The organism is Mycolicibacterium sp. SMGY-1XX (assembly GCF_059132455.1).
The window spans coordinates 3,290,989-3,310,797 of the sequence record NZ_CP101139.1; the positions used below are offsets into that span (position 1 = coordinate 3,290,989).

The 19,809-nt window shown below is 67.8% G+C and carries 18 protein-coding genes; 9 read left to right on the forward strand and 9 right to left on the reverse strand.

Annotated elements, in window-relative coordinates; all coding sequences use genetic code 11:
• Positions 1-186: 186 nt before the first annotated feature.
• On the forward strand, positions 187-990 hold the full coding sequence (locus NL241_RS16215; RefSeq protein ID WP_494398321.1) for a glycosyltransferase family 2 protein: 804 nt from the start codon (positions 187-189) through the stop codon (positions 988-990).
• Here NL241_RS16215 and NL241_RS16220 read toward each other — a convergent pair.
• The 8 genes from NL241_RS16220 to NL241_RS16255 all read right to left on the reverse strand — a co-directional run bounded on the left by NL241_RS16220 (position 987) and on the right by NL241_RS16255 (position 10,725).
• Positions 987-3,209: an AbrB family protein gene (locus tag NL241_RS16220; protein ID WP_494398080.1), complete on the reverse strand. Its 2,223-nt coding sequence runs from the start codon at positions 3,207-3,209 to the stop codon at positions 987-989. The two genes, NL241_RS16215 and NL241_RS16220, sit on opposite strands and share 4 nt — an antisense overlap.
• Positions 3,209-4,471 (reverse strand): glycosyltransferase family 2 protein, encoded by a 1,263-nt coding sequence (locus NL241_RS16225; protein ID WP_494398081.1) that lies wholly within the window; start codon positions 4,469-4,471, stop codon positions 3,209-3,211. The genes NL241_RS16220 and NL241_RS16225 overlap by 1 nt, the downstream gene beginning before the upstream one ends.
• Entirely contained in the window at positions 4,468-5,295 is an 828-nt protein-coding gene (locus tag NL241_RS16230) for a glycoside hydrolase family 16 protein (protein WP_494398082.1), read from the reverse strand. The genes NL241_RS16225 and NL241_RS16230 overlap by 4 nt, the downstream gene beginning before the upstream one ends.
• Positions 5,295-5,966, reverse strand: coding sequence for a hypothetical protein (locus tag NL241_RS16235; RefSeq protein WP_494398083.1), 672 nt, complete (start codon positions 5,964-5,966; stop codon positions 5,295-5,297). Before NL241_RS16235 ends, NL241_RS16230 begins: the two co-directional genes overlap by 1 nt.
• Positions 5,966-6,829: a glycosyltransferase family 2 protein gene (locus tag NL241_RS16240; protein WP_494398084.1), complete on the reverse strand. Its 864-nt coding sequence runs from the start codon at positions 6,827-6,829 to the stop codon at positions 5,966-5,968. Before NL241_RS16240 ends, NL241_RS16235 begins: the two co-directional genes overlap by 1 nt.
• A 176-nt stretch (positions 6,830-7,005) precedes the next feature.
• Complete coding sequence (locus NL241_RS16245; RefSeq protein ID WP_494398085.1) at positions 7,006-8,256, reverse strand: hypothetical protein; 1,251 nt, start codon at positions 8,254-8,256, stop codon at positions 7,006-7,008.
• A gap of 118 nt (positions 8,257-8,374) precedes the next feature.
• The gene (locus tag NL241_RS16250; protein ID WP_487693611.1) at positions 8,375-10,021 is read right to left on the reverse strand and encodes an MFS transporter; all 1,647 of its coding nucleotides are present in this window, start codon (positions 10,019-10,021) and stop codon (positions 8,375-8,377) included.
• Positions 10,021-10,725, reverse strand: coding sequence for an LppX_LprAFG lipoprotein (locus NL241_RS16255; RefSeq protein WP_487693612.1), 705 nt, complete (start codon positions 10,723-10,725; stop codon positions 10,021-10,023). The genes NL241_RS16250 and NL241_RS16255 overlap by 1 nt, the downstream gene beginning before the upstream one ends.
• A 134-nt stretch (positions 10,726-10,859) precedes the next feature.
• Here NL241_RS16255 and NL241_RS16260 point away from each other — a divergent pair, with 134 nt between their 5' ends.
• From NL241_RS16260 to whiA, 8 genes are all read left to right on the forward strand, one after another.
• A complete protein-coding gene (locus NL241_RS16260; protein WP_487693614.1) occupies positions 10,860-11,471 on the forward strand; it encodes a riboflavin synthase in 612 nt (203 codons plus the stop codon).
• Positions 11,472-11,560: 89 nt separating this feature from the next.
• Positions 11,561-12,847, forward strand: coding sequence for a bifunctional 3,4-dihydroxy-2-butanone-4-phosphate synthase/GTP cyclohydrolase II (locus NL241_RS16265; RefSeq protein WP_487693616.1), 1,287 nt, complete (start codon positions 11,561-11,563; stop codon positions 12,845-12,847).
• Positions 12,848-12,867: 20 nt separating this feature from the next.
• Positions 12,868-13,323 (forward strand): 6,7-dimethyl-8-ribityllumazine synthase, encoded by a 456-nt coding sequence (gene ribH, locus NL241_RS16270; protein ID WP_487693718.1) that lies wholly within the window; start codon positions 12,868-12,870, stop codon positions 13,321-13,323.
• Entirely contained in the window at positions 13,320-13,784 is a 465-nt protein-coding gene (locus NL241_RS16275) for a PH domain-containing protein (RefSeq protein WP_487693617.1), read from the forward strand. The genes ribH and NL241_RS16275 overlap by 4 nt, the downstream gene beginning before the upstream one ends.
• A gap of 63 nt (positions 13,785-13,847) precedes the next feature.
• Positions 13,848-15,881, forward strand: a complete 2,034-nt coding sequence (uvrC, locus tag NL241_RS16280; RefSeq protein ID WP_494398086.1) for an excinuclease ABC subunit UvrC — start codon at positions 13,848-13,850, stop codon at positions 15,879-15,881.
• Entirely contained in the window at positions 15,878-16,786 is a 909-nt protein-coding gene (gene rapZ, locus NL241_RS16285) for an RNase adapter RapZ (protein ID WP_487693619.1), read from the forward strand. The genes uvrC and rapZ overlap by 4 nt, the downstream gene beginning before the upstream one ends.
• Before the next feature lie 19 nt (positions 16,787-16,805).
• On the forward strand, positions 16,806-17,849 hold the full coding sequence (locus NL241_RS16290; protein ID WP_487693620.1) for a gluconeogenesis factor YvcK family protein: 1,044 nt from the start codon (positions 16,806-16,808) through the stop codon (positions 17,847-17,849).
• Entirely contained in the window at positions 17,846-18,823 is a 978-nt protein-coding gene (whiA, locus tag NL241_RS16295) for a DNA-binding protein WhiA (RefSeq protein ID WP_487693719.1), read from the forward strand. Before NL241_RS16290 ends, whiA begins: the two co-directional genes overlap by 4 nt.
• On the opposite strand, the gene ligD is transcribed toward whiA, so the two are convergent.
• Positions 18,820-19,686 (reverse strand): non-homologous end-joining DNA ligase, encoded by an 867-nt coding sequence (ligD, locus tag NL241_RS16300; RefSeq protein ID WP_487693621.1) that lies wholly within the window; start codon positions 19,684-19,686, stop codon positions 18,820-18,822. The two genes, whiA and ligD, sit on opposite strands and share 4 nt — an antisense overlap.
• Between the last annotated feature and the right edge of the window lie 123 nt (positions 19,687-19,809).

Here is a 19,809-nt window from a genome sequence, read left to right on the forward strand (position 1 = left end):
ACCCTGCCACAGGCGTGGACCGCGGGGTGCACTACATCCTGTGACATGCATCATGTGACAGCGCGCTTTTCTGAGGCTATCCTAACTGCGAAGTCCACATCGCGCACATCAGCGCTGTCATCGCCAGAGCTACTGGCAGCAAAATCTCCCGAACCGCGCGCGAGTTACCCGAAGGTGTCTGATCACGTGGTCGAAGCTGTTCCCGGTCCGAGGCGGATCGATCGGTCGGGTCGGAGCCCCCGGCCCACTGTGAGCGTCATCGTCCCCACCCGCAATGAAGCCCGCAATCTCCCGTTCGTGGCGAGCCGAATGCCGCCGGTCGACGAGATCATCGTTGTGGACGGACATTCCCACGACGACACGCTCGCAGTGGCGCGGGCGCTGTGGCCCGAGGCGATCCTCCTCGAACAAACCCGGCACGGGAAAGGTAATGCTCTGGCGTGCGGTTTCGAACGCGCCAGCGGTGAAGTCATCGTGATGCTCGATGCCGATGGCTCCACTGATCCCGCCGAGATCCCGCTGTTCGTTCGGGCTTTGATGGAGGGAGCCGACCTGGCGAAGGGAAGCCGATTCGTTCACGGCGGCGGGAGTTCCGACCTCACCCGGGTGCGCCGCGCGGGGAATCTGGGCCTGAACTGGTTGGTGAACAAGGTGTTCGGTACCCGCTTCACCGATCTGTGTTACGGATACAACACGTTCTGGCGCAGCGCCATACCTTGTCTGCGCCTGCCGTCGACCTCGTTGAGCGGCGCACAGTGGGGTGACGGCTTCGAAATCGAGACGCTGATCAACGTGCGGATCGCTCGCGCGGGGCTGACGATCAGCGAGGTCGGCAGCTTCGAGCGGGACCGGATCTTCGGTAGCAGCAATCTCAATGCCGTGACCGACGGTCTGCGGGTGCTGCGCACCATCGGCACCGAATGGATGCAGCACAGGGCTTGTGGGCCGGCCACCGCGGCTGAGCGTGAAAACGCCCGGCGCGCCGGTTAATTGCCGTTCCACTCCGATCCCGCGATGACGGAGTGACCCGGTTTCGCCCGTCGTTCCTCGGCCGCGCCCGACCCCGGGTGGTAGAACACCACGGTTTCACCGTCGCGGTGGATCTCCTCCCAGTCCCGCCCGCCGGCCAGGAACTGCTGGAACCGCGGCAACGCATCCTGTGGGTACTCGTTGTAGTACTCGACCGCCTTGCGCGACTGCTCGCTGAAGAGCACGTAGGTGGGGAACTGGTGGTTCTCCACGGCCCACTGGAAAGCACCCAGCTGATCAGGGGTCGGAAAGGTCGCCTTTTCCCCCGTCAGATCATGGCTCAACGGCTGGTCGAAATACGGATCCTCCAGGGTCAACATGGCGTAATCGTCGTTGACCCGGGTCGGCATGCCGCCCGGATGCATCATGATCACCCGCGTACCCGGCTCGATGTCGGTGGTCAGTTGCTCCATGTAGCTGACCTGGGCCCGGGTTTCGATGATCATCGGCCACAGGGCGACATAGGCGTGCAGACCGGCGACGGCGCAGATCGTCATCCAGCACCACACCGCGGCGCGGCGCAGCCGTGGCCGTGCCGCCGCGGCGAACCCGCTGATGCCGGACATCAGTGCCGGGGCGATCAGCAGACCGCAGCCGAGCAGCCCGTAGAGGAAGACCCGGAAGATCGCTTCGCCGCCGTAACTCTGGCCCAGCAGCAGGGCCAGCGGAGAGAAGGCCAGCAGTGCCGCGGCGAGCGCCGGTTGTTTGCGGCGGCGTAGCCACAACGCGCTGGCCAACGCCGAGGCCAGCACCAGTACCGAGATGCCGCGGCACACACCGGAGGTGAGGAATTTCTCGACGCTGCTGCCCGCGACCTCGAAATTGCTGGTCGCGTTGCTCACCGGGCTGCCGCCGGACAGGATGCCGTACGGTGCCACCGCGGCGAAGTTCAACGCGAGGTACGTGCCCGCGATGATGATCATGACGCCGACTGCCCACCACGGGCGGGCCCGCTTGGTGAGCACCAACAATGACGCTGTGAGGAGCAGCCAGAACGGGGTCAGCTGATGGCTGGGCACCATTGCCGCGAACGGAACGATGGCCAGGATGCCGGCATTACGGCTGGCGGTCGAGGCCAGGAGCAACACCAGCAGCCCGTAGGCCAGGATCAGCGTCCACGCCTGGGGCGAAAAGTAGTCCTGGCCAACCCAGTTGACGATTTCCACCACATAGCAGGCGACCAGCGCGGTGCGCCGGCTGTATCTGAGCACCCGGGCGGCGGAGAAGACCGTCAATGCGATCAGGATGTGGACCACCGGAGCGAACAGGTGCGCCATCGTGATCGGTGACAGCCCGGTGACATCGCAGAACCACGCCGAGAAGACGAAGAACGCCGGCCACTGGGCGTAGATGTCGGTGCCGTTGGGCTGAATCAGACCATGGACCAGGATGTAGTCGACGACTGCGATGTGCTTGTAGGTCCAGTCGTAGAGCGGCATCTCGGTGGCCAGCGTGGTGGTCAGTCGCGAGATGACAATGGCCGCACCGAGAGCGCCCGCGGCGGCAACCAGCTGCCGGCGCCGGATGGCGATCAGGAATGCCGCGGTGCACACCGCGATCGCGACCGCCAGCGCTGGACCGCTGCCCGAGAACAGCAGTCCCATGTTGTTGGCATCCACGCCCGGTAGCCAGGGCAGGCTGACCGCCCAGATGGCCAGCGCGGCAACGGTGAGGAGCACCGCAGGCGCGCGTACCCCGGCGCGCCACTGCGCCGTCATGAGCGTCGTGCGCTGGGCACGAAGGGATTTCGTGGTGGGCCAGGAGTTCTTGGTGTACCACAGCACGGAACTGGCTGTGACGGCCAGAATTCCGATGACCAGGATGCCGAAGGGATTCCAGCGATACGACCACATCGCCCCGATGGTGGCGATGGTCATGATCGACATACCGAGCACCGGCAGCGTGGACAGCCGGGCGCGCACCGGGATGTCGACCCAGGTGAGCACCGCGGCACCCGGACCGAGGGCGATGAAGGCGATGACGAACAGAGCTCGCACCGGCGACGGCAGCGGTAGCAGTGCCAGATAGCCGGCCAGGGCGCCCATGGCGGCGAGATCGGCGGGGCGGGTGGTCCGGCGGAACGTCCGCGGTACCGGTACCGGTGGCGGTGCCGGTGCCTGCGGTTGGGCCGGCACGGAATCGCCGCCCGGGGTCTCGGAGGTCATCGTCGGCGCCGCCATCACGGCTCCAACATCGGTGCGGGCCTGCGCCCCTGACGGCGCCCGCGCCACAATGCCAGCGGCCCGCCGAGGACACTGAGCACCTCTTTGCGGCCGACGTGTTTGGGGATCTCGTCACCGAACGTGCGCGACGGCGCCGCGATGGCACCGTAGTCGGCGCCGAACTTCACCGCGGAGCGCAGCCGGTGCCGGATGACCGACACCGCCCTGCGGCGATGCTCCCGGGTGAGGAACACCTTGGTGAGCCATGCTCCCAGGCCGAGCCCGTACCCGCGAGCCTGCTCCAGCAGTGCCGCGCTGTCGCAGCGATGCCGGTGCCAGACGATGGCGGCCGGGTCGTTGACCAGGGTGTCGCCGGCCGCGATCACCCGGAAGAACAGGTCGAGGTCCTCGCCCCCGCAGGTCGGCGTGCCGACTCCGAGTGCCTCGTCGAAGCCGCCGAGTTCGATGATGCGGCTGCGTTTCACCGCGAAGTTCGCACCGGTGCCGAATCGGCCCACCTGGAACGGGAACAACGGCATGTCGTCGGGTGGATCGGTGAGCGAGTAGCTCCGCGGCCGCAACGTGCCGGCCCAGGAGACCCGTTGATCGAAGTAACCCTGGGCCGCGGTGCGCAATTCACCGCTGGGCACCAGTCCGCACACGCACGTGACCTCGTCACCCCGGGCGAACCCGCGGGCCAGCCCTTCGAGCCAGCGGCGGTCGACCACCACGTCGTCGTCGGTGAAGGCGACGATCTCGTGGCGCGCCGCACGCAGCCCGGTGTTCCGGGCATTCGACAGACCCGGAGTGGGTTCCAGGACGCGGCGGATCCTGTCGTCGCCGATGGCGGCCACCACCCGCTCGGTGGCATCGGTTGCCGGGGCGTTGTCCACGACCACCACCTCGAAGTGCTGATAGCTGAGCTCCCGGATCGAGGCGAGCGCGCGGGCCAGGTGCTCGGGCCGGTCCCTGGTGCACAGCACGATCGAGATGGGCTGCTGCACAACACGCTCCGGCGCCGCGCCGCCGGCCGCGGCGGGCAGCGGCAGGGTGACTGTGCCGTCGACGATCTCGGTGTCGATGAACTGCACCGGGTCGAGACCGTTGCGCACCAGCACCCGGGCCCGGTGATAGCCGTCGGCCTCCAGCGCAGTGATGGTGATGGTACCCGCCGAGGCCGCCGAGTCGTCGATGTCGAGCATCGAAACCCACTGAGCGCCAGCCCAGTTGGGTGGTTCGATGAGCGGCATCGCGGGCGGGATCGCACGTGTGGTTGTCATAGGCTGCGCACTCTCACCCAGTCGATCAGCATCGTGGACGGATTCGGGGTCGACGCGTCCGGCGGGCCCGGCCAGTTCCCGCCGACCGCCAGGTTCAGCAGCAGATGGAACGGCTGGTCGAACACCCATCGCGCACCCTCCCGGAGGTCAGCGGGAGTGACGGTCAACAGCGTGAGCCCGTCGATACCGGTGACGATCCGCCCGGGCGTGCGTTCCACCCAGTAGGTGTGGAACTCTCCGGCCAGCGGGAACGGCGCGGGCCCGGCGGCCGAAGTTTCCGCCCCGCGCGCCGAGCCGTCCCGGGGTGCGTGCACACCGGTGTGGTAGTCCGCGGCGTCGTTGAGTGTCTCGATCACGTCGATCTCGCCGCTCTCCGGCCAGCCGACGGTGTCGATGTTCGAGCCCAGCAGCCAGAAGGCCGGATGCAGGCCGCGGCCCGCGGGCAGCGCGATCCTGGCCTCGGCCCGTCCGAAGGTGAACGAGAACGAGTCCGCCGTGGTGATCCGGGCCGACGTGATGGTGCCGTCCGGCGCGGTGTGCGCCGCCAGCACCAGGTTGCCGCGGCCGTCCAGCCGGACACTGGCCGGGTCCGCGGTGTAGATCTGCGCCTCGTTGTTGCCCCAGCCGCCGCCGCCCGTGGCCGCGCGCCAGGGCCCGCCCGGTGGAGCGCCTTCGGGACCGTCGAATTCACTGGACAGGATCAGGCCCGGATCCGGCGCGGGTGGTTCGGCGTAGCTGACGAAATCGGGCCCGGAGCACCCCGTGGCGAACACCGTCACGGCGGCGAGGGTGATCGCCGCGGCACGGGCAGCGCAGCGGCGCATCACACGGACACCCGGTGGCGAGCGCCGGAATCGCGGGAGTCGGTGACCGCCGGACGGGCGCGTGTGGTCAGGCCGAGCACGACGATCGCTGACAGGATTGCGTACACCGCAAGACGCTGCGTGCCTCCGGGGCCCAGCAATGTGGTCAGGCTGCCGAGATAGCTGAAGTAGCCGACCATCGCCACGACACCCGCTGCCACCGCGTACCACTTCGCCGCGGCAGCCAGATGCGTCGAGGCGCTGACCCCGGCGAGGAACACGCCCACCGCGCCGAGCGCGAGAAACACGTTGACCGCGGTGACGTGCCAGTCGTAGTCGACCCGTTGGGTGATTACGCCGGACAGTGCGAGGCCGACCCCGCCGCCGATCAGCAGTAGCGCCTGGGGCGCGGCGATCAGGCGGTTGACCTGCCAGGAGAGCACCACGATCACGATTGCGAGCCCACTGAGGACGCATCCGGCGTTGAAGGCCGGGTACAGCGCGCTGCACGGCCAGTTGCCGCCCGGGCCGCAGAAGGGTAGGCCCAGCAGCCCGAATCCGTCGGCGCGGTAGCTGTAGAGCCCGCGCCAGGTGGCGGCAACCACCCATTCGGCTGCGAAGTACAGCAGGATCACCAGCGATGCGTACCGCGGGATGCGCGGGCGCTGCAGACCCGAGGTGGTGGACGTCATCAGGCGGTGACCTTCCTGCTGCGGAGCTGTTTCACCGTGCCGGACGTGAAGCCGAAGGCGGTGACGGTGAAGCCCGCGATCAATGCAAGGGCGCGAAGAGGATTGGTGCGCGAGTGCCACAGGCCCGATGTCAGGATCCGGGTGGTGTAGTCACGCTCACTGGACAGGGCGAGCTGATGGCCGCTGATCCGGGACAGCACCGCCTTGGACGCGCCCTCGTGGAAGCAGCGGCGGACGAAGTAGGTGAATGTCATCCGGGCCGCCGGAATGTGATGTGCGACACGAAAAGTGGTGTCGCGCACGATCTCGAGGTGGGGGAACCGCTGGCGCAGCGACACCCCCATGAGAGTTTCCTCACAACCGACCGGCAAGGTGCCCACCCGGCCCAGTTCCGGTGAGAAACCGTTGATCTCGGTGAGTGCATCGCGGCGTACCGCCATGGCGGCGCCGATCGGATTGCGGATGGCCTGACCGTGGCCGGGAAGGCCGCGGTAGTCGCACCCCACCACCCAGCCGAACTCGCGCGGGAACCAACTCGGTGCCTCTCCTGTCTGCCACTGGGCCTCCACGGCGCCCCCGACTGCCACCACGCCGCCGCCGCCGAACACCTCTCGTACCCGTTCCAGCGAATTTTCATGCAGTACGGCGTCGTCGTCGAGAAACACCACCACGTCCCCGGAGGCCAAGTGCAGACCGGTGTTGCGGGCGCCCGACAGGCCCTGCTCGAACTGATTGGGCACGACGGTGACGCGGCGAGCGAGTGTGTCGTTGAGGTCGTGATGCAGCGAAGGATTATTGTCGACGACGACAATCAGGTCCTCATTCGGAAGAAGCTGCTCAAGTGCTGATTGGGCGGCAGCCACGGTCTGGAGGAGTCGTTGGTCGGTAAAACAGCAAATGACCACGGTCAATGAGGCGAGGCTGGTGCGGTCGACACCGGCGGTAGCGGATCCAGGCACAGGAATAGGGCTCCGAGGCAAGGGCGCGAAGTAAAGCGCGATTGGGCACGTCGATTCAGATGAATCTAAATACAGCTACCCTAATTTACAGCAAGCGAATCAGAAGCGGCTCGCTCAGCCACTGAGCGCAAGGCCGCGGCCACCAGATCGGGGTCCATGGCACTGCTGTGGAACTCCGCCGTGAACCACATGTTGCCCAGTGTGGTGGCCGACGTCACCGTGACCGCATTGGTGTCGGCCGGGTCACTGGCGACGAGAAGTCGGGCCTGGGACCGGTCGGTGAAGGGCCAGCTGTCGGTCCTCGGGATATCGCCGACATTGGAGTGCAACAACTGAATTGGGGCCGGACCGGGAACGCGGTGTGCATCATCGTGTCTCCACAGTCTGCGGCGGGCGGCCACAGTGCCGAGTACGAGATTGGCCACGGGTCGGCCGCTGCGCGCGGCCTCTTTCATCGCTGCCGTCAATTGTCCGGGGCCACCGGTGATTTCGAAGTCGAGACCGGCGGAGAAGGTCGCCAGGGTGTCGCGGTCGGGGGGCAGATAGCGGCGAGCGTCGAACGGCACCTTCACAATTGGGTCCATCGCCACCCCGGCTCGGCCCAATGCCGTCCAGAGGGCGTGCGTGAACAGTGCGACCAGGCTCATCCCGGGCAGGGCGGCATCACGGTGACGGCGCACCCCGGCCACGACATCTGCAGGAAGACCGACCGACCGTGTGGTGGGGGTGGGTGGGTGCGGGGGGCCGGGTGACACCGGCGGAGCCGCCGGCCGGGGGCGTCGTCGCTGCAGCGCGGCCAGTTCGGCGATCTTGCGCGGGTTCCGCGCGAAGGTGCGTGACGCCGCGACGAGCAGCGGCGAGAGCCGGTGCTGATACCTGGACCACGTGGCGGGGTCCGCCGGGTCGTTGGCGCCGAGCATGGAATCCAGCAGCGAATGGATGAAGAAGACCTCACCGAGGCCGTGGCTGAAATCGATGGCGAGGTAGTCACCTGCGGTGATGACGGCGACGCCGCGCTGGTCGTGCGCCGCACGGACTCGCGCGACGAGCGTGGTGGGGTCACCGCCGGGCGGCAGCGGCGGTGTCTCGACCACCGCGGGACCCGGACCGGGAGCCAGCCGCCACCTGGACGACCGGGTGGACGGATCGAGGCTCAGGCGGGTGCCGGCGCCGTGGCGGGCCATGGCGTCGAACCGGTGGTTCAGCTCGTCCAGCGGGGGCAACCGCAACGGCCCGACGACCACCGTCGATCTGCGGTGGCTGTGCGCCACGTCCAGAGCTGCAACCCGTACGGTCTCGATCCCGCCGCGACGGGGTGCGTAGCCGGCCATAGACGGCCAACACTAGCAAACGATGCTCGTGGCCGCCGCCGGGCCTGTCCCAGCGGGCGTGCTGGTCATGGCGGAGGTCATCGACTCAAGGTCCCCGCCGGGCAAACCAACCTGTTGGTCAGCGGGCGTGCCGGCCACGCGGGTTCTGCCGGGGAATCTGCACCGTCGGCGGATCGACCGGCACCGAGAACACCTGGGTGTCGGTGTCGTCCGCCGCCGGTTGGCCGGTCGAGTCGCCTGGCCCGCTCTTCGGATGGGCGTTCTTCGCCGCGATCAGCAGGCCGACGAACGCGCCCACCACACAGACGATCGCGGTGATGCCGAAGATCTCGCCGTACTGCATCGCGAAGGCCAGCTTGTAGTTGGCCTGGACCGCGGCGGCCGTCTCCAGGAGATTGCCGGACGGCGGCTTGGGCAGTTCGGCGAGGATGATGTTGAAGCGGTAGAAGCCCCACGCCGACAGGGCGGCGACACCCACCAGCATGCCCGTCATCCGGGCCACCACCACGAGCGACGATGCGATGCCGTGTTCGACCGGCGGAACCACCCGCAGTGCGGCCGAGGTCAGCGGTCCGATCACCATGCCGAGACCCAACCCGGCGATCGCGAGGTCGGTGTCCAGGACCGGCACGGTGAACAGGCCGAGATCGTGCCGGGCGGCCATCAAGTCGACCGGCCAGTGCGAGATCAGCCAGTAGCCGCCGGCGGCGATGATGAGGCCGAGGAAGGTGACCAGCCGATCACCGAACCGGGTGGCCAGCCAGCCTCCGAGCAGGGCGCCGATCGGCAGGGCGATGAGGAACCGCATCAGCAGGAACGCGGCTTCGTTCTGGTCGAGCGCCAGGACGCCCTGGCCGAAGAGTTCGACGTTGACCAGCGTGACCATCAGGGCGGCGCCGGCGACGAACGAGGCGGCCAGGGCCGCCAGGAACGGCGTGAACCGCACCCCGGCCGGGTCGATCAGTTTGGTACGTGCGTACCGCTCCCAGGCGAAGAACGCGATGGCCACGACGACCGCGCCGGCCAGCAGCCACAGTCGCCAGGTGGGGACCACCTCCCGGGCACTGGGCTCGGGGTTGTACAGGCCGAACACCACGAGAACCAGCACGACCGCCAGCAGCACGCCGCCGACGACGTCGACTCTGACCGGGGGACCCTCGCTGTCCTGTTTCCCGGGAACACTGAAATGGATCATCACCATGGCCAGCAGGGCCAGCGGGACGTTGACCCAGAACACCGCCTGCCAGTGTGCGAACAGCGCCACCAGCCCGATGCCGTAGAGCGGGCCCAGCACGCTGCCGAGTTCCTGTGCGGCGCCGATACCACCGAGTACCGCGGCCCGCTTGTGTTCGGCCCACAGGTCGGCGGCCAGCGCCAGGGTGACCGGCAGCAGCGCACCGCTGGCCGAGCCCTGGATGATCCGGCCGATCACCAGCATCGTCAGATCCGTCGACAGCGCGGTGACCACCGAGCCGACGGCGAAACCGGCCAGACCCACCTGGATCAGCAGTTTGCGCCCGAACCGGTCGGACGCCCGGCCCAGCAGCGGCATCGCCGCGATGTACCCGACCAGGTAGCCGGTGATGATCGGCGCCACCCGCTGGAGCTGGTTCAGCGGGATCCCGACATCGGTCATGATGTCGCGGATGATGGTGATCACCACATAGGTGTCGAGGGCACCCAGCAGGACGGCCAGCCCGCCGGCACCGATGGCGATGCTGCGGTTGGTGCCTACGGCGGGTCCGGGCCGGATTCCCGCGCGCATCAGACCTGCGGCTTGGTGACTGTGACCGGCTTGTTCCACTCAGACAGCTTCACCTGGATGGAGTTGCCGTCGCTCGGATCGAGCTGAGCCTGAACCAGGTTGTGGTCGCCGTCCTTTTCGATCCATGCCGAGGCCGGGATGGCTTCCGTGGCTTTCAGCTGCGGGATCAGCGCATTGACCGAATCCGCGCTGACCTTGCCGGAGACCTTCACGGTGTCCACACCGTTGACGTTCTCGGCGGCCTCGGAGGTGGGCTCGGTGAAGCTGTCCAGCATCGCCGACAAGCCGCCGTTGGGATTCAAGATCGTGGACGGATCGTAGATGTCGGCGGCGGGGCCGAGGTCGAGCCAGCTGTCCGGGGTCAGCGAGGCGTAGAGGATGTTGTCGATGACGATCAACCCGGCATCGACGTCCGAGCCCCCCATGCTGATGGTCGCCTGACCTTGCACCGCCGTGGCCGGCACATTGGTCAGATCTCCGGTCAGCGTCTTCAGCGGCAGGCCCTCGATGGTGCCGGTGACGGTGATGTCGAGGTGGGCGCTCTGCAGGCCCTTGGTGGTCTGGCTGGACTGCTGCAGCAGCTCGGCGGCGTCCGGGAGGTTCTCGGTGGAGGTGTCCGAGGACGAGCAGCCGGCGACCAGCACCGCGGCTGCGCCCAGGGCGGCAAGCATTCTCGTGGCCTTGTTGAGGCGGGGGGTCTGCATAGGTGCATCGTAAAGGGTGCCCTTGTTCTCGCTGTTCTCTGACAACGCGCGTTGCGGTGGAGCGGCCCCGCCGCCAGCTTCTCCGGCGGGGAAGCGCGTGTGACCCGCGCCTGCGTCAGAGATAGCCTGGTGCGGTGTTCACCGGAATCGTCGAAGAACTGGGCGAGGTCGTCGGCAAAGACGATCTGACCGATGCGGCGCGCTTCGTGATCCGTGGGCCCGTCGTGACCTCCGACGCCGGCCACGGGGATTCGATCGCCGTCAACGGTGTGTGTCTGACCGTCGTCGAGGTGCTGCCGGGCGGTGAGTTCAGCGCCGACGTGATGGCCGAGACGCTCAACCGCTCCAGCCTGGCGCAGGTGGGTGTCGGGTCCAGGGTCAACCTCGAACGCGCCGCCGCCGTCAACAGCCGGTTGGGCGGCCACATCGTCCAGGGCCACGTCGACGGCACCGGCTCGGTGATCTCCCGATCCCCGTCCGAGCACTGGGAAGTGGTGCGGATCGGGTTGCCGGACACCCTGGCGCGTTATGTGGTGGAGAAGGGGTCCATCACCGTCGACGGCATCTCACTGACCGTGTCCGCCCTGGGTCGGGACTCCGACCAGGACTGGTTCGAGGTGTCCCTCATCCCCACGACACGCCAGCTCACCACACTGGGTGAGGCACCTGTCGGAACGCCGGTGAACCTGGAGGTCGACGTGATCGCCAAATATGTCGAGCGACTGATGGACCGGAGCGGGCAATAAGTGACCGGGAATAGTGGTTCATACTGATCGGCAGCAGTGAAATCTGTGGTTCCGGTGGGAACCGCCAGTTCTTTTCTAAGGTGGCATAGATGACGAGGCTCGATCCCGTCGAACGGGCGATCGCCGACATCGCGGCAGGCAAGGCCGTCGTCGTCATCGACGATGAGGACCGCGAGAACGAAGGCGACCTGATCTTCGCCGCCGAGAAAGCGACCCCGGAGTTGGTGGCGTTCATGGTCCGCTACACCTCCGGTTACCTGTGTGTGCCGCTGGACGGCGAGATCTGCGACAAGCTGGGCCTGCTGCCCATGTACGCGGTCAACCAGGACAAGCACCAGACCGCCTACACCGTCACGGTCGACGCCAAAAAGGGTGTGGGAACCGGCATTTCGGCCTCGGACCGGGCCACCACGATGCGGTTGCTGGCCGACCCGGGCAGTACCGCCGACGAATTCACCAAGCCCGGTCACGTGGTGCCGTTGCGCGCCAAGGACGGTGGCGTCCTGCGCAGGCCCGGGCACACCGAAGCCGCCGTGGATCTGGCGCGGCTGGCCGGGTTGCAGCCCGCCGGCGCCATCTGCGAGATCGTCAGCCAGAAAGACGAAGGCGCCATGGCGCAGACCGACGAGCTGCGGGTCTTCGCTGACGAACACGAACTGGCACTGATCTCGATCGCCGACCTCATCGAATGGCGGCGCAAACACGAAAAGCACATCGAGCGGATCGCCGAAGCGCGTATCCCCACCCGGCACGGCGAGTTCCGGGCGGTGGGCTACAAGAGCGTCTACGAAGACGTCGAGCACGTCGCGCTGGTCCGTGGTGAGATCGCCGGCCCCCACAGCGACGGCCACGATGTCCTGGTCCGGGTGCACTCCGAATGCCTGACCGGTGACGTGTTCGGCTCACGCCGGTGCGACTGCGGCCCGCAGCTGGATGCCGCGATGGCGATGGTGGCCCGCGAGGGCCGCGGTGTCGTGCTCTACATGCGCGGCCACGAGGGCCGCGGTATCGGCCTGATGCACAAACTGCAGGCCTACCAGCTGCAGGACGCGGGCGCCGACACCGTGGACGCCAACCTCAAACTGGGTCTGCCCGCCGACGCCCGCGACTACGGCATCGGCGCGCAGATCCTGGTGGACCTGGGAATCCGGTCGATGCGCCTGCTGACCAACAACCCGGCCAAACGGGTGGGCCTGGACGGGTACGGGCTGCACATCATCGAACGGGTGCCGCTTCCGGTGCGGGCCAACGCCGAGAACATCCGGTACCTGATGACCAAGCGGGACCGGATGGGTCACGACCTGGCCGGCCTGGACGACTTCTCCGAGCTCAGCGAAGACATGCCGCTGCCGGGCGATTTCGGGGGAGCCCTGTGAGTGGTACCGGCGTCCCGGACATGCCCGAGCTGGACGCCTCGGGATTGTCGCTGGCGATCGTCGCCAGCACGTGGCACGACACCGTGTGTGACGCGCTGCTCGAAGGCGCGCTGCGGGTGGCCCGAGCCGGTGGTGTCGACAACCCGAAGGTGGTCCGCGTTCTCGGTGCCATCGAGATTCCGGTGGTGGCGCAGGAACTTGCCCGCCGCTACGACGCGGTGGTGGCGCTGGGCGTCGTGATCCGCGGTGGCACGCCGCATTTCGAGTACGTCTGTGATGCCGTCACCCAAGGCCTGACGCGGGTCTCGCTGGATGCCTCGACCCCGGTGGCCAACGGCGTGCTGACGGTGAACAACGAAGAGCAGGCGATCGACCGGGCCGGGCTGCCGGGCTCGGCCGAGGACAAGGGCGCCCAGGCCGCGGCCGCCGCACTGGCCACCGCGCTGCTGCTGCGCGATCTGCGAACGGCGTCGTGACCAGTCCCTCCGAGTGGGAGCTCACGGTCCGTCCCCACCTGACGCCGTACTTCGCCTACGCGGCGGCGTTCCTCATCGCCGCCGCGCACATCGTGGTGGGGTTCCTGCTGAAGGTGGGGTCCAGCGGGGTGATCTTCCAGACCGCCGATCAGGTGGGCATCGCGCTCGTCGGGGTGGTGATCGCGGGCGTCGTGCTGCTGTTCGCCCGGCCCCGCCTGCGGATCGGTGCCGCCGGCCTCTCGGTGCGAAACCTGGTGAACGACAAGCTGATTCCGTGGTCCGATGTGGTGGGGGTGTCGTTTCCGCAGGGCGCCCGGTGGGCCCGGGTGGACCTGCCCGACGACGAGTACATCCCGCTGATGGCCATCCAGGCGGTCGACAAGGAGCGTGCGGTGGCGGCCATGGAGGACGTACGTGTGATGCTCGACAAGTATCAACACCAAGCCGGTCCGCGCCACTGAACCCCGCCGCCCGGGCCCCGAAGCGACGCCGGTCACGTCACCCCTCGGTATTAGGCTGGTGCAGTGCCTGATCCATCGACGTACCGGCCAGCCCCGGGATCCATCCCGGTGGAACCGGGGGTCTACCGGTTCAGCGACGCGCACGGACGCGTCATCTACGTCGGCAAGGCCAAGAGCCTGCGCAGCCGTCTGAACTCGTACTTCGCCGACGTCTCCGGCCTGCATCCGCGTACCCGCCAGATGGTCACCACGGCCGCCAAGGTGGAGTGGACGGTGGTCAACACCGAGGTCGAGGCGCTGCAGCTGGAATACAACTGGATCAAGGAGTTCGATCCCCGGTTCAACGTCCGCTACCGCGACGACAAGTCGTACCCGGTGCTGGCGGTCAGCCTGGGCGAGGAGTACCCCCGGCTGTACGTCTACCGCGGGCCCCGCCGCAAAGGGGTGCGCTACTTCGGCCCCTACTCACACGCCTGGGCCATTCGCGAGACTCTGGACCTGTTGACCCGGGTGTTCCCGGCGCGCACCTGCTCGGCCGGAGTGTTCAAGCGGCACAAACAGATCGACCGTCCGTGTCTGCTCGGCTACATCGACAAGTGCTCGGCGCCGTGTGTGGGCCGGGTCAGCGCCGAGCAGCACCGCACCATTGTCGAGGACTTCTGCGATTTCCTGTCCGGCAAGACCGACCGCTTCGCGCGGGAGCTCGAGAGCCAGATGAACGAGGCCGCCGAGGTGCTGGACTTCGAGCGCGCCGCCCGGTTGCGCGACGACCTGGGCGCGGTGCGGCGGGCGATGGAGAAGCAGGCGGTGGTCTTCGGTGACGGCACCGACGCCGACGTGGTGGCGTTCGCCGACGACGATCTGGAAGCCGCCGTGCAGGTGTTCCACGTGCGCGGTGGCCGGGTCCGCGGCCAGCGCGGGTGGGTGGTCGAGAAAGCCGGCGAACCCGACGATGCGGACGGCGGCTCCCACGCACAGCTGGTGGAACAGTTCCTCACCCAGTTCTACGGCGAACAAGCCGAATTGGGCAGTGCCGCAGACGAAGCCACCAACCCCGTACCGCGCGAGGTGCTGGTGCCGTGCCTGCCGCCGAACTACGACGAGCTGTCGAGCTGGCTGTCCGGGCTGCGTGGGTCCAGAGTGACTCTGCGGGTGCCGCAACGCGGCGACAAGAAGGCCCTGGCCGAGACTGTGCAACGCAACGCCAAGGAGGCGCTGCAGCAGCACAAGCTCAAGCGGGCCGGTGACTTCAACGCCAGATCGGCTGCGCTGCAAGCCATTCAGGACACTCTCGGGCTGGCCGATGCGCCGCTGCGCATCGAGTGTGTGGACATCAGCCATGTGCAGGGCACCGATGTGGTGGCCTCACTGGTGGTCTTCGAAGACGGGTTACCGCGTAAGTCGGACTACCGGCACTACTCGATCAAAGAGGCCGCCGGCGACGGTCGCTCCGATGATGTGGCCTCCATCGCGGAAGTCACCCGCCGCCGGTTCTGGCGTCATCTCAAGGACAGCCAGGAACCGCAGGAACTCGCCCCCGAGGGCAAATCGCGCAAGTTCGCCTACCCGCCCAACCTCTACGTGGTCGACGGGGGCGCGCCCCAGGTGAACGCCGCGCAAGCCGTCCTCGACGATCTCGGGGTCACCGACGTCGCGGTGATCGGTCTGGCGAAACGGCTCGAGGAGGTCTGGGTGCCGGGCGAGCCCGACCCGCTGATCATGCCGCGCACCAGCGAAGGGCTGTACCTGCTGCAGCGGGTCCGTGACGAGGCGCACCGATTCGCCATCACCTTCCACCGCAGCAAACGGTCCAAGCGGATGACCGCCTCCGCCCTCGACGCCATCCCGGGGCTCGGTGAGCATCGGCGCAAGGCGCTGGTCACGCATTTCGGTTCGGTGGCCAAACTGAAGCAGGCATCGGTGGAGGAGATCACCGCCGTCCCGGGGATCGGGGTGACCACCGCAACGGCTGTGCTCGCGGCGCTGGGGGTGGTGCCGGAGGCTGATGAGCCGGTCGCCGGAATCGTTGTCACCGAGACAGCCCCGCCGGAGGCGCAGGTGAGCGATGATGACACCGGGCAACGGGTGTGGGGATGACGGACAACACAGACGAACAAGAACCGGGTAGAGGTATCGATCCCGGCATAGATGTGGTGCTGGTGACGGGGCTTTCCGGAGCCGGCCGGGGGACAGCGGCCAAGGTGCTCGAAGACCTGGGCTGGTACGTGGCGGACAACCTGCCGACCGAGTTGATCGCCCGCATGGTCGACTTCGGCCTGGCCGCGGGATCGCGGATCACCCAACTGGCGGTGGTCATGGACGCCCGGTCCAGGGGATTCACCGGTGACCTCGACGCCGTGCGCAGCGAGTTGGCCACCCGCGGTATCACGCCGCAGGTGCTGTTCCTGGAGGCCTCCGACGACATCCTGGTGCGGCGTTACGAGCAGAACCGCCGAAGCCATCCGCTGCAGGCGGGGCTCACGCTGGCCGAGGGGATCGCCGCCGAACGGGTGATGCTGGCACCGGTGCGGGCCGGCGCCGACCTGGTGATCGACACGTCCAGCCTGCCGGTGCCGGCCCTGCGCGCCAGCATCGAGCAGGCCTTCGGCGGGGAAACCGTGCCGCTGACAGCGGTCACCGTGGAATCGTTCGGCTTCAAGTACGGGTTGCCCATGGACGCCGACATGGTGATGGATGTGCGTTTTCTGCCCAATCCGCATTGGGTAGACGACCTTCGACCGCACTCGGGCCAGCACCCCAAGGTGCGCGACTACGTGCTGGGTCAGCCGGGCGCGGAGAAGTTCCTGGAGACCTACCATGAGCTGCTGGGCCTGGTAGTCGAAGGCTATCGCCGGGAGGGAAAGCGCTACATGACCGTCGCCATCGGCTGCACCGGCGGCAAACACCGCAGTGTCGCCATCGCCGAGGCGCTGGCGGCCCGGCTGTCCGGCGGTGAGCAGACTTCGGTGCGGGTGCTGCACCGGGACCTGGGGCGCGAATGACATCCGTGACGAGCGGCCGATGAATTCGGCGAACCCGCGCATCGTCGCCCTGGGGGGCGGCCACGGGCTGTACGCGACGCTGTCGGCGGCGCGGCGGCTGACCGCCCACGTCACCGCGGTGGTCACGGTGGCCGACGACGGCGGCTCGTCGGGCCGGTTGCGCAGCGAACTCGACATCGTGCCGCCCGGTGACCTGCGAATGGCCTTGGCGGCGTTGGCATCTGACAGTCCGCACGGTCGGCTGTGGGCCACCATCATCCAGCACCGGTTCAGCGGCAGCGGCGCGCTGGCCGGCCACCCCATCGGCAACCTGCTGTTGGCCGGCCTGAACGAGGTGCTGGCCGATCCGGTGGCAGCCCTGGACGAGGTGGGCCGGATCCTGGGCGTCAAGGGGCGGGTGCTGCCGATGTGCCCGATCGCGCTGCAGATCGAAGCCGATGTCGCCGGGCTGGAGTCGGATCCGCGGATGAGCCGGGTGATCCGCGGCCAGGTCGCCATCGCCACCACTCCCGGCAAAGTCCGGCGGGTGCGGCTGCTGCCCGGTCATCCGCCCGCGACGCGACAGGCCATCGACGCGATCATGAACGCCGACCTGGTGGTGCTGGGACCGGGTTCCTGGTTCACCAGCGTCATCCCGCACGTGCTGGTGCCGGACCTGGCGGCGGCGCTGCGTGCCACCACCGCACGTCGGGCACTGGTGCTGAACCTGGCCGCCGAACCGGGGGAGACGGCCGGCTTCTCCGCCGAGCGGCACCTGCACGTGCTGAGCCAGCATGCTCCCGACTTCACCGTGCACGACATCATCGTCGACGCCGGCAATGTCCGCGGCGAACGCGAACGCCAGCAACTCCAGCGCACCGCAAACGCACTTGATGCTCGAGTTCAGTTCGCTGACGTGTCCCGACCTGGTACACCTTTACATGATCCGGCGAAGCTCGCCGCGGCGCTGCAAGGCGTCTCGGTACGAGGGGGCGACCCGGTGGCACCGACCACGCCAACGACGGCTCCCGGTGTGGATGGAGCAAACCTGAATGGACCGAGAGGTGACGATCCGTGGCGATGACGGCCGAGGTCAAAGACGAGCTGAGCCGACTCGTGGTCAATTCGGTGAGCGCCCGGCGGGCCGAGGTGGCATCGCTGCTGCGTTTCGCCGGGGGTCTGCACATTGTCTCCGGCCGGGTGGTCGTCGAAGCCGAGGTGGACCTCGGCATCATCGCGCGCCGGCTCCGCAAGGACATCTTCGATCTCTACGGGTACAACGCCGTGGTCCACGTGTTGTCGGCCAGCGGAATCCGCAAGAGCACCCGCTACGTGGTGCGCGTCGCCAAAGACGGTGAGGCGCTGGCTCGCCAGACCGGATTGCTGGACCTGCGGGGCCGCCCCGTGCGCGGCCTGCCCGCTCAAGTGGTGGGTGGCAGCGTCGCCGACGCCGAAGCGGCATGGCGCGGCGCGTTCCTGGCGCACGGGTCGCTGACCGAGCCCGGCCGGTCGTCGGCCCTGGAGGTCAGCTGCCCGGGTCCGGAGGCGGCGCTGGCCCTCGTCGGCGCCGCGCGACGCCTCGGCGTCAGCGCCAAAGCGCGCGAGGTGCGGGGGGCCGACCGGGTGGTGGTCCGCGACGGCGAAGCCATCGGCGCTCTGCTCACCCGGATGGGGGCGCAGGACACCCGGCTGACGTGGGAAGAGCGCCGCATGCGCCGGGAGGTGCGCGCCACGGCCAACCGGTTGGCGAATTTCGATGACGCCAACCTGCGTCGTTCGGCGCGCGCTGCGGTGGCGGCGGCGGCCCGAGTGGAGCGCGCGCTGCAGATCCTGGGTGATTCGGTGCCGAGCCATCTGGCATCGGCAGGCAAGCTGCGCGTCGAGCACCGGCAGGCCTCGTTGGAGGAGCTGGGCCGACTGGCTGATCCGCCGATGACGAAAGACGCTGTGGCAGGCCGTATTCGGCGCTTGCTGTCGATGGCTGACCGAAAAGCAAAGCAGGACGGTATCCCGGACACCGAGTCGGCGGTCACCCCCGACCTGCTCGAAGACAGCTAGGTCTGCAGGCGGGCCAGCTTGTCGCGGGCCCGGTCCAATCCGTGGGCGCGGCGGCGCATTCCGTGCCAGGCATCACCGCGGCGCGACAACCTGTTCAGGATCGTGTTGATGGTGAATTCATCTGGGTTCACCCGGTCGAGTTCGTACCACTCGATGGGTGTGGACACCGGTGCGCCCGGCCGGGCCCGCACGGCGTACGGAGGTACCGCGGTCTGGCCGTAACCGTTGCGGGCGATGTCGATGTACACCTTGTCGCCGCGCTCCGCCTTGCGTTGTTCGGTGGTCAGCAGATCGGGTGCCCGCTGCACCAGCACGTCGGCCACGTCACGCGCGAATGCCCGCGTCTCGTCGAAACTCTCACGCTGACGCAGCGGCACCACGACGTGGTACCCGCGTGATCCGGTGGTCTTGACGAATGACGTCAACCCGAGTTGGTCCAGCAGCTCACCGGTCATGGCGGTGGCCCGCCGCACCGCATCGACGTCGTCGGTCGACGGGTCCAGGTCGAACATCAGCTGATCGGGGGAGTCCAACGCGCGTGCCCGGCTGAGCCACGTGTGCACGGTGATACAGGCCTGGTCGGCCAGATAGACCAGTGAGCGCTGATCGTTGATCACCACCTGGCACTGCACATCGTCGGCGGTCTCGACTTTGATCGTGTCGATCCACGGCGGGAAATGCGCCGGCGCCTTCTTCTCATAGAAGCCCGAAGCCGAGATCCCGTCCGGGAAGCGCTGCATGCTGATGGGGCGTTCGGCCAGGTAGGGCACCATTGTGGCGGCCACAGACTGGTAGTACTTGGCCAGGCCGAGCTTGGTGATGCCGTCCGTGAACAGCTCTTTGTCCGGATTGGATATGTCCACCCTCGCGACGATCACAGGGGGCGGATACCCGGCTTTGTCGGGGGGATCACTTTCGCCGGCGTCAAACTACGCCGGCTTCTAGGCGACCAACTCGCACAGCGATGTTGGCGCACTACTAGGCTG